Source organism: Methylorubrum podarium (assembly GCF_022179745.1).
GTDB lineage: Bacteria > Pseudomonadota > Alphaproteobacteria > Rhizobiales > Beijerinckiaceae > Methylobacterium > Methylobacterium podarium.
The window spans coordinates 1-9268 of record NZ_BPRD01000266.1 but is presented as its reverse complement, the minus strand read 5'-3'; the positions used below and the strand labels follow the sequence as shown (position 1 = coordinate 9268).

Below are 9268 nucleotides of genomic sequence, written 5' to 3'. Positions count from 1 at the left end.
CCACGTCGTCGGCGGAGAGACGCCCGCATCCGGCGAGCATCAGCGTGCCGGCCATGGCCCGCACCTGATGATGCAGGAAGGAGCGGGCCGCGGTCGCGATCACGATCTCCTCGAACAGGCCCATCGGCCGGCGCGTCACGTCGAGCTGTTCGAGCGTGCGCACGGGGCTCGCCGCCTGACATTCCGCGGCGCGAAACGCGGAAAAGTCGTGGCGGCCGAGGAGGCGCTGGGCGGCGGCGTGCATCAGGCCGGCATCGAGCGGCCAGGGCACGTGCCAGACATGGGCGCGGGTCAGCGCGGCGGGGCTGCGGCGGTTGAAGATGCGGTAGCGGTAGTGCCGCCGGATCGCCGAGTGCCGCGCGTCGAAGTCTTGTCCGACGATCTCGGCGGAGACGACGGCGATCGGCTGCGGGCGCAGATGCGCGTTGAGGGCGTCGCGCACGGTGTCGGTGCGCCAGTCCCTCGCGAGGTCGAGATGCGCGACCTGATGGATCGCGTGCACCCCCGCATCGGTGCGGCCGGCGCAGGTCAGCCGCGCCGTCTCGCCGGAGAAGCGCGTCACGGCGGTCTCGATGGCGGCCTGCACGGTCGGGTCGTCGGCCTGCCGCTGCCAGCCGCAGAACGGCGCGCCGTCGTACTCGATGACGAGCTTGTAGCGGGGCATCAGGCCCCTCCGCGCATGTCCCTCCCCCCTCCGCGGGGGAGGGTGCCTGCGGAGCAGGCGGGAGAGGGGAGCGCCGCTTCCGGACAATGCGGAGCCGGCCCCTCTCCCGACCCCCTTCGGGGGCCACCCTCCCCCGCAGAGGGGGGAGGGGATACGCCGTGGCGCCCTCTCGTCACCCGAGCCGCGCTCCGGCTGCCAGCCGCGCGCCCCTCAAAAACGCCTCGCCGCTCGCGACGCCGCCCTTGCCGGCCCGGCGCAGTTCGAGGAGCCGCACGGCGCCCGTGCCGCAGGCGACCGTGCCGGCGGCATCGAGCAGCGTGCCCGGCGCGCCCGATCCGTCCGCGGGCAGCGCCCGCAGCACCTTCACCCGCTCCGGTCCCTTGTCTGCCCCTTTGCCGAGATCGGCCGCGAAATAGGCGCCCGGAAACGGCGACAGGCCGTTGATGTGGCGCGCGACGTCCGTCGCCGGGCGCGACCAGTCGATCCGCGCCTCCTCGTTGCTGATCTTGTGGGCGTAGACCACGCCCTCCGCTGCCTGCGGCGTGAAGCTGAGACCGTCCCGCTCCAGCGCCCGGATCGCCCGCCCCATCAGGTCGGCGCCGAGCGGCATCAGCGCATCGTGCAATTCGCCCGCGCTCATCCCCTCGGGAATCGGGACGCGCGCCTCCATCGCCACCGGCCCGGTATCGAGCCCGGCCTCCATTCGCATCACGCCGACGCCGCTCTCCGTGTCGCCCGCCATCACCGCCCGCTGGATCGGGGCGGCGCCGCGCCAGCGCGGCAGCAGCGAGCCGTGCAGGTTGAGGCAGCCGAAGCGCGGCGCGTCGAGGATGGTCTGCGGGAGCAGCATGCCGTAGGCGACGACGACCGCCACGTCGGCCCCGTGCCCGGCGAAGGTCCGGGCGGCCTCCTCGCTCTTCAGGGTCGCGGGCGTCAGCACGGGGATGCCGAGCGCCTCGGCGCGGGCATGGACGGGCGAGGGCTTCAGCGCCATGCCGCGGCCGGCCTTGGCCGGGGCGCGGGTGTAGGCGGCGACGAGGGCGTGGCCGTCGGCGTGGAGACGGTCCAGGGTGGGGACGGCGAAGTCCGGCGTCCCCATGAAGACGATGCGCATCCGGTCCCGTCAGGCGGCGGCGTCGCGCTTGGCGGCCTTGGTGAACTTCTTCATCACCCGGTCGCGCTTGAGCTTCGACAGGTGGTCGATGAACAGCACGCCGTTGAGATGGTCGATCTCATGCTGGAGGCAGGTGGCGAGCAGGCCGTCGGCCTCCTGCTCCACCGTCTCGCCGTCGAGGGTCATGTAGCGCACCCGGACGCGGTCCGGCCGCTCGACCTCGCCGTAGAATTCGGGGATCGACAGGCAGCCCTCGTCGTAGACCCGCTTCTCCTCGGAGGACCAGACGATCTCCGGGTTGAGGTAGACGGTCGGGTTCCGCGCGTTCTCGTCCTTCGAGGTGTCGATGGTGACGACGCGCTTGGCGACCCCGATCTGGATCGCGGCGAGGCCGACGCCGGGGGCGTCGTACATCGTCTCGATCATGTCGCGGGCGAGCGTCCGGATCTCGTCGGTGACCGCGCCCACCGGCTCGGAGATGAGGCGCAGCTGCGCGTCGGGCAGGATCACGAGGGGACGGACGGTCATGGCTTTCCGGGCCGGAGGGGGCGAGGCGGTGGGATGGGGTGAGGTCGCGCGAAAACGCGTTGCCCGATCCGGAGATAGGCGGCGGCGCGGGGGCGGTCAAATGGCGGGAACGGGTCCGGCGCCAGAGGGCCGGGGCCGCGGTCAGAGCCGCAGGCGCTTGAAGACGGGCTCGGGGATCGCGCCGATCACCGTCATGACGAGGCGCCAGACCTTGCGCACGTAGATCACGTCGCCCCCGCGCCCTTCCGCGGCGGCGTAGACGGCCTGCCCGACCTCGGAGGGTTCGGCGGTCAGGAGCGGCGGCAGGCGCAGGCCCCGCGTCATCCGGGTGCGCACGAAGCCGGGCTTCACCGTCACCACCCGGACGCCGCTCTTGGCCAAGCGGTTGCGCAGGCCGGAGAGGAAGGCGGTGAAGCCGGCCTTGCCGGCGCCGTAGACGTAGTTCGAGCCGCGTCCCCGGTCGCCCGCCACCGAGCTGATCCCGACGAGGGCGCCGCTTCCCCGCGCGGCGAAGCGCTCGGCGATGAGGCCGAGCAGCAGCGACGGCCCCAGGAAATTCGTCCGCATCACCTGCTCGGCATGGGCGGGGTCGCCCTCGGCCCGGCCCTGGTCGCCGAGTTCGCCGACCGCGCAGACCACGGTATCGGGCAGGGTCGGCAGTCCGTCGAGCCATGCGGCGAAGCCCTCCGTCTCGAGGATGTCGAGGCGCAGCAGCGCGACCTCGGCCCGGTGGCGCGCGGCGAGGTCGTCGGCGTTGCGCTTCGCCCGCTCGGGGTCGCGCGCCGCCAGCAGGATGCGCCAGCCGGCCTCGGCGTAGCGCGCGGCCACGGCGTGGCCGATCTCGGAGGTGGCCCCGACGAGGAGCAGGGTTCCGGCCATCACAATCCCAGGCGCGCGGAGAGGCGGGAGGCGAGCGCCCCGTCGGCGCCGAGCTGCCGCCGGAGGTCTCGGAAAGCGGGGAGGGCGGGATAGCCCGCCTCGAAGGTGTCGCGGCTCTGCCGGGCGTCCTTGGCGAGGTAGAGGCGCCCGCCCGCGGCGACGACGCTTCGGTCGAGGTCGTCGAGCAGGGCGAAGGTCGCCGCATGGGCCGGCAGGTCGAGGGCGAGGGTATAGCCCTCCATCGGGAAGGACATCCCGCCGCCGCCGGGGCCGAGCCGCTTGAGCACCGCCAGCGGCGAGGCGGTGCCGAGGCGGGCGACCCGGTCGAGGATCCCGGCCAGGACGGCCTCGGCGCCGCGCCGGGGGACGACGCACTGGTGCTGCACGAAGCCGCGGGCGCCGTAGAGGCGGTTCCAGGCCGCCAGCCCGTCGAGGGGGAAGAAGTAGCCCTGCCACGGCACGAGGCTCGAACCACCCGCCGTCGTCCCGCGGCGAAAATACAGCGCGTTGAAGGCCGTGACGGAGGCGCGGTTCAGGGTCCAGCCCGGCAGTCCCGGCGGCACCGTGAGCCGGCGACGGGCCGGGGTCGGAAACAGCTCGAGCCCGGCGGCGCGGCAGGTGTCGCGGCCGGCATGCTCGCCGCGATAGACCAGGCCGCGCCCGAGGGCGGACCCGCGGGCGAGGCAGTCGATCCAGGCGACCGAGTAGGTCGCCGCCTCGTCCTCGTCCAGCGCACGCAGCATCGCCGCAAGGTCGGTGGCGACGCGGGTCTCCTGGCGGATCCAGCCGCTCTCGACCGGCCGCAGGCGGAAGGTGGCGTCGAGGATCGTGCCGGTCAGCCCCATTCCGCCGAGCGTCATGGCGAAGAGCTCGGGCTCCCGGTCGCGCGCGCAGGGGCGCGGGACGCCGTCGGGCGTCAGCAGGGTCAGCGCCTCGACATGGGCGCCGAAGCCGCCCTCGCGGTGGTGGTTCTTGCCGTGGACGTCGGAGGCGATCATCCCGCCCAGCGTCACGAACTGCGTGCCGGGCACGACCGGCGGGAAGAAGCCCCGGGGCAGGAAGGTCCGGACGATGTCGGCGAGCGTCACGCCGGCCTCGGCCCGCAGCCGCCCGGTGGCGGGATCGAAGCCGCGCATCCGGTCGAGGCCGCCGGTCAGGCAGGTCGCGCGCAGGCCGACCGCCGCGTCGCCGTAGGCGCGCCCGCCGCCGCGGGCGATCACGCCCTGCCGGCCGCGCAGGAGCGCGGGCAGGGTCTCGGGCGCATCCGCCGCCAGGATCTCGCTGGCGGCGCGGGGATAGAGCCCCCAGCCGGAGATCATGCGCCGGCTATGCAAAGCCCGTCCCGCCTCGGCGAGGGCATGATTCGCCTGCATCGCCGGTCCTCAGGCGGGAACCGGGCCGACCGGCCCGACCGGTCCGACCACCGTGCCGGCCGCGCCGGGCATGGCCGCGGCCCGCTCCCGGCGCAGGATGCGCCAGATCAGCGCGAGCAGGAGGAGGAAGGGTGGGGCGGCCAGCGCGATCTCGACGGAGGACGCGGCCCGCGTTCCGACCAGGGCTTCGTGCAGCCCGCCGGCGACGAAGCCGTAGCCGCCCGCCATCCAGCCGAGCCCGAGCAGGGCGATCTCTTCGCCGCGGCTCGCCCGCCCGAGCAGATCCGGCAGCAGCAGGGCGAGGGCGACGCCGTAGAGCGGCAGGTCGTAATCGTAGGCGTAGGGGCTGACGAACAGGCTCGCCAGAGCGGCAAGCCCCACGATCTGCCGCGGCGGCATCCCGCGCCGGAGGGCGAGCGGGATCAGGCCGAGGACCGCCACGGCGATCGCCATCTGCGCGGCCAGGGCGACAGCGGCCGGAACATCGAGGCTGCGCAGCCACGCATAGACCGAGATCATGCGGAACAGAGGGTAGGCGCCCGCGGCGAGAAACGCCTTGGCCTCCTCGACGCCGCCGAGGAAGGCCGGCCAGATCGCCGGGCCGAGCACGGCGGTGGAGAGGGCGAGCGCCAGCGCCGCCGTCGCGGCGGCGACCGCGAGACATCCCCAGCGGCGCGTGACGAGGGCGCAGACCGCGAGCCCGACCGCGAGATGCGGCTTGATCACCATCAATCCGAGGGGCAGGCCGGCCCATGCCCGCCCGCGAAGGAGGCCGAGGCCGGTCAGCCCGGCGAGCGTTCCGGTGAGGAAGCCGTTCTGGCCGCCGGCCACGGCGACGAACAGGCTTGGCGCCAGCGCGACGACGACGGTCGCGAAGTGCGGGCCGGCGATCCGGCGCAGGACGAGCAGGTAGGCCGCGAGCGTCGCGCCGACGAAGACGAGGTAGGCGAGGCCGATCGGCAGGGGGGCGAGCGCCGCCACCACGAGGTTGAAGGGCGGGGGATAGGTCCAGGGCAGGAAGGCCTGATCGCCGGTCAGGGCCCGCTGCACCTCCAGCAGGGCCGGGAGATGGTAGGCCTGCGCGATGTCGCCCCGCCACACCATCCGGCCGGCGATGTGGAAGGCGTCGAAATCCGTGAGATCCTGAGCGGGGAGGAGTCCGGCGTAGCGGACCGCCTTGCTGAGCATCACCGCCGCGAGGCTCAGGAGGAGCATCCGCACAACGAAGGGCGTGGCGAGCCGCTCGTGAAGTCTCGGGTGTTGGACGCTCGCTGCGCGGCCGGGATCCGGTTCCGGTCGAAGATCCATCATGGTCGCGCCGAGACGGTCCGTGCGGGGAATACTGTCTTTCGGCACGGCCGCGCCGGTCCGCCCCCAGACTTGTCACGGCGCGCTTTAAGAAGCCGTTACGGCCTCCTCCCGGGACGCCCCCGTGTGCTGCGAAAGCCCCCCGTCAGAACGCCGTGCGGCTGCGGATCGCCGCCGTGAGCGTGCCCTCGTCGAGATAATCGAGCTCGCCGCCGACCGGCACGCCGTGGGCGAGGCGCGTGATCGTCAATTCGAGATGCTTGATCGACTCGGTGATGTAGTGGGCCGTGGTCTGGCCATCGACCGTGGCGTTCAGCGCCAGGATGATCTCCTTCACCCCCGGCTCGCTCGCCCGCTCCACGAGGCGGCCGATGGTGAGGTGCTCGGGCCGCACCCCGTCGAGCGCCGAGAGCACGCCGCCGAGCACGTGGTAGCGTGCCTTGACCGCGCCGGAGCGCTCCAGGGCCCAGAGGTCGGACACGTCCTCCACGACGACGAGGGTGGTGGGATCGCGGCTCTCGTCCCGGCAGATGGTGCAGGGGTCGCTGGTATCGACGTTGCCGCAGGAGTGGCAGACCACGATGCGGTCGGCGGCGATCCGCATCGCGTCGGCGAGGGGGCTCAGCAGGGTCTCGCGCTTCTTGATGAGCTGGAGCGCGGCCCGGCGGGCGGAGCGGGGTCCGAGGCCCGGCATCCGCCCGAGAAGCTGGATCAGGCGCTCGATCTCGGGGCCGGCGACGGCTTGGGGCATGCGGGTGCGGAACGGCTGTGGCTGAGGAGGGACGGCGGCGGCCTCCCCTCACATAGGCCTTCCGGCGGAATTTTGCCCGTTCAGGATTGCGACAGCCCGGCCGCTCCATGAGGAGCCGGCGTGCAAATTTAATTTGTACCCCTACCAAAGATTCGTTGACGGCCGCGGCCGGCATCGATCCATTGAGCCGAGCGGAGCGGAGAACCTGCGTGCGGCGGCCCTGACCGACCGCACGGACGCCTCGCCGACCATCACGCAGGGCCGGCGCCGAAGCCGGCGCCATTGCGACGCGATCAGGGCCGCGAGGGAGGAACGACCCGTGAAGACCATCGGTGAATGCAATGCGGCCCACGGTCCGGAGGCGATCGGCCTGACCGATCTCGCCGCCATGCACTGGAACCTCGAAGCGCCCCGTCTCTACGAGGAGGCCCTGCGCCGCGGCGAGGCGGAGCTCGCCCGCGGCGGCGCGCTGGTGGCCACCACCGGCAGCCATACCGGCCGCTCGCCCAAGGATAAGTACGTGGTGCGCGACGCCGGCACCGAGAACGAGATCTGGTGGGACAACAACGGTTCGATCACGCCCGACCAGTTCGCGACCCTGCTCGACGACTTTCGCGCCCATGCGCGGGGCAAGGAGCTGTTCGCCCAGGATCTCTACGGCGGCGCCGACCCAGCCCACCGGGTGCGGGCACGGGTCTATACCGAGCTCGCCTGGCACTCGCTGTTCATCCGCAACCTGCTGATCCGCCCCGAGCGCGAGGCGCTGGCGGGCTACGTGCCCGAGCTGACGATCATCGACCTGCCGAGCTTCCAGGCCGACCCGGCCCGGCACGGCTGCCGCTCGAAGACCGTGATCGCCATCGACTTCTCGCAGAAGATCGTGCTGATCGGCGGCTCGGCCTATGCCGGCGAGATGAAGAAGTCGGTCTTCACCTACCTCAATTACGTGCTCCCCGGTGCCGGCGTGATGCCGATGCACTGCTCGGCCAACGCGGCGCTCGACGAGACCGGCGACTCGGCCCTGTTCTTCGGCCTGTCCGGCACCGGCAAGACGACCCTGTCGAACGACTCGTCGCGAAAGCTGATCGGCGACGACGAGCACGGCTGGAGCCGGGACGGCATCTTCAACTTCGAGGGCGGCTGCTACGCCAAGACCATCCGGCTCTCGCGCAACGCCGAGCCGGAGATCTACGCCACCACCGAGCGCTTCGGCACGGTGATGGAGAACGTCGTCATCGATCCGCTCACCCGCGTGCCGGATTTCGACGACGCGTCGCTGACGGAAAACACCCGCTGCGCCTACCCGCTCGACTTCATCGCCAACGCGAGCGCCACCGGGCGGGCCGGGCACCCCAAGAACATCGTGATGCTGACCTGCGACGCCTTCGGCGTGATGCCGCCGATCGCCAAGCTGACGGGCGCGGAGGCGATGTACCACTTCCTGTCCGGCTACACCGCCAAGGTGGCGGGGACCGAGCGCGGCCTGACCGCGCCGGAGGCGACCTTCTCGACCTGCTTCGGCGCGCCGTTCATGCCGCGCCATCCGAGCGTCTACGGCAACCTGCTGCGCAAGCTGATGGCCGAGCACGGCGTCGATTGCTGGCTCGTCAACACCGGCTGGACCGGCGGCGGGGTCGGCACCGGGCGGCGCATGCCGATCCGCGTCACCCGCCGGCTGCTCACGGCGGCGCTCGACGGCTCGCTGGCGCAGACCGCGTTCCGCCGCGACCCGTATTTCGGCTTCTCGGTGCCGGTCGAGGTGCCCGGCGTCGAGACGCAGGTGCTCTCGCCGGTAGAGACCTGGACCAACAAGGCGGCCTTTGCCGAGACCGCCACGCGCCTCGTGACGATGTTCCGCGAGAACTTCACCCGCTTCGAGAGCCACGTCGACGCCGACGTGCGCGCCGCCGAGCCGGTCGCCGCCCCGATCGCGGCGTAACGAGCGCGCTTCCCCTCCCTCACGCGGGGAGGGGACGGTTCAGGGGGGCGGCGGCACCCCCGGCGTCATCGCGAGCGAAGGCGAAGCGATCCAGCGGCACGACCCTTCCGGAGAGGTCGACGCCCTGGATAGCTTCGCCTCGCCATGCCGGAGAGGGGACAAAAGAATCAGTCGACCTGGTCGGCGTAGACGGCCTCGGCGCCCATGCCCTCTTCGAGCATCATCCGAGCCCGCGCCCGCAGCTTCTCCGTCTCGCTCTTGAGCTGGCCGCAGGCCGCCAGGATGTCGCGCCCGCGCGGGGTGCGCACCGGCGAGGCGTAGCCGGCGTTGAAGACGAATTCGGAGAAGCGCTCGATCCGCTCCCAGTCCGAGCACTCGTATTTCGAGCCGGGCCAGGGATTGAACGGGATCAGGTTGATCTTGGCCGGGATGCCCTTGAGCAGCCGCACCAGGGCGCGGGCGTCGGCGTCGGAATCGTTGACGCCCTTCAGCATCACGTACTCGAAGGTGATGCGCCGGGCGTTGCTCAGGCCCGGATAGGTGCGGCAGGCGTCGAGCAGCTGCTCGATCGGGTATTTGCGGTTCAGGGGCACCAGCTCGTCGCGCAGCTCGTCGCGCACGGCGTGCAGCGAGATCGCCAGCATGGCGTTGGCCTCGAGCCCGAGCCGCTCGATCTGCGGCACCACGCCGGAGGTCGAGCGGCTCGGGCTCG

At 72.2% G+C, this 9268-nt stretch carries 8 protein-coding genes and 1 pseudogene; 1 reads left to right on the top strand and 8 read right to left on the bottom strand.

What is annotated here, in order from left to right; genetic code table 11:
• The 7 genes from truA to recR all read right to left on the bottom strand — a co-directional run.
• On the bottom strand, positions 1–664 hold a 664-nt coding region (gene truA / locus MFF42_RS13905; RefSeq protein ID WP_238256262.1), incomplete at its 3' end, for a tRNA pseudouridine(38-40) synthase TruA.
• A gap of 172 nt (positions 665–836) precedes the next feature.
• Entirely contained in the window at positions 837–1778 is a 942-nt protein-coding gene (fmt, locus tag MFF42_RS13900) for a methionyl-tRNA formyltransferase (RefSeq protein ID WP_238256261.1), read from the bottom strand.
• A 9-nt stretch (positions 1779–1787) separates the two neighbouring features.
• A complete protein-coding gene (locus tag MFF42_RS13895; protein WP_238256260.1) occupies positions 1788–2306 on the bottom strand; it encodes a peptide deformylase in 519 nt (172 codons plus the stop codon).
• A 141-nt stretch (positions 2307–2447) separates the two neighbouring features.
• Positions 2448–3185, bottom strand: coding sequence for an SDR family oxidoreductase (locus MFF42_RS13890; RefSeq protein WP_238256259.1), 738 nt, complete (start codon positions 3183–3185; stop codon positions 2448–2450).
• Positions 3185–4558 (bottom strand): FAD-binding oxidoreductase, encoded by a 1374-nt coding sequence (locus tag MFF42_RS13885; protein ID WP_238256258.1) that lies wholly within the window; start codon positions 4556–4558, stop codon positions 3185–3187. The genes MFF42_RS13890 and MFF42_RS13885 overlap by 1 nt, the downstream gene beginning before the upstream one ends.
• A gap of 9 nt (positions 4559–4567) precedes the next feature.
• Entirely contained in the window at positions 4568–5773 is a 1206-nt protein-coding gene (locus MFF42_RS13880; RefSeq protein ID WP_238256257.1) for a glycosyltransferase family 87 protein, read from the bottom strand.
• A gap of 238 nt (positions 5774–6011) precedes the next feature.
• Complete coding sequence (gene recR / locus MFF42_RS13875; RefSeq protein ID WP_238256256.1) at positions 6012–6617, bottom strand: recombination mediator RecR; 606 nt, start codon at positions 6615–6617, stop codon at positions 6012–6014.
• Between the two features lie 319 nt (positions 6618–6936).
• Between recR and MFF42_RS13870 the strand changes: the two genes are divergently transcribed.
• On the top strand, positions 6937–8556 hold the full coding sequence (locus tag MFF42_RS13870; RefSeq protein WP_238256255.1) for a phosphoenolpyruvate carboxykinase: 1620 nt from the start codon (positions 6937–6939) through the stop codon (positions 8554–8556).
• Between the two features lie 167 nt (positions 8557–8723).
• Here the strand turns inward: MFF42_RS13870 and MFF42_RS13865 are convergent.
• A pseudogene (locus MFF42_RS13865) lies at positions 8724–9268 on the bottom strand (dual-specificity RNA methyltransferase RlmN); the annotation flags it as partial.

Coding starts and splice junctions, on each gene's coding strand:
- recR (WP_238256256.1), bottom strand. CDS start 6,617: ATGCCCCAAGCCGTCGCCGGCCCCGAGATCGAGCGCCTGATCCAGCTT.
- MFF42_RS13885 (WP_238256258.1), bottom strand. CDS start 4,558: ATGCAGGCGAATCATGCCCTCGCCGAGGCGGGACGGGCTTTGCATAGC.
- MFF42_RS13880 (WP_238256257.1), bottom strand. CDS start 5,773: ATGCTCCTCCTGAGCCTCGCGGCGGTGATGCTCAGCAAGGCGGTCCGC.
- fmt (WP_238256261.1), bottom strand. CDS start 1,778: ATGCGCATCGTCTTCATGGGGACGCCGGACTTCGCCGTCCCCACCCTG.
- MFF42_RS13890 (WP_238256259.1), bottom strand. CDS start 3,185: ATGGCCGGAACCCTGCTCCTCGTCGGGGCCACCTCCGAGATCGGCCAC.
- MFF42_RS13895 (WP_238256260.1), bottom strand. CDS start 2,306: ATGACCGTCCGTCCCCTCGTGATCCTGCCCGACGCGCAGCTGCGCCTC.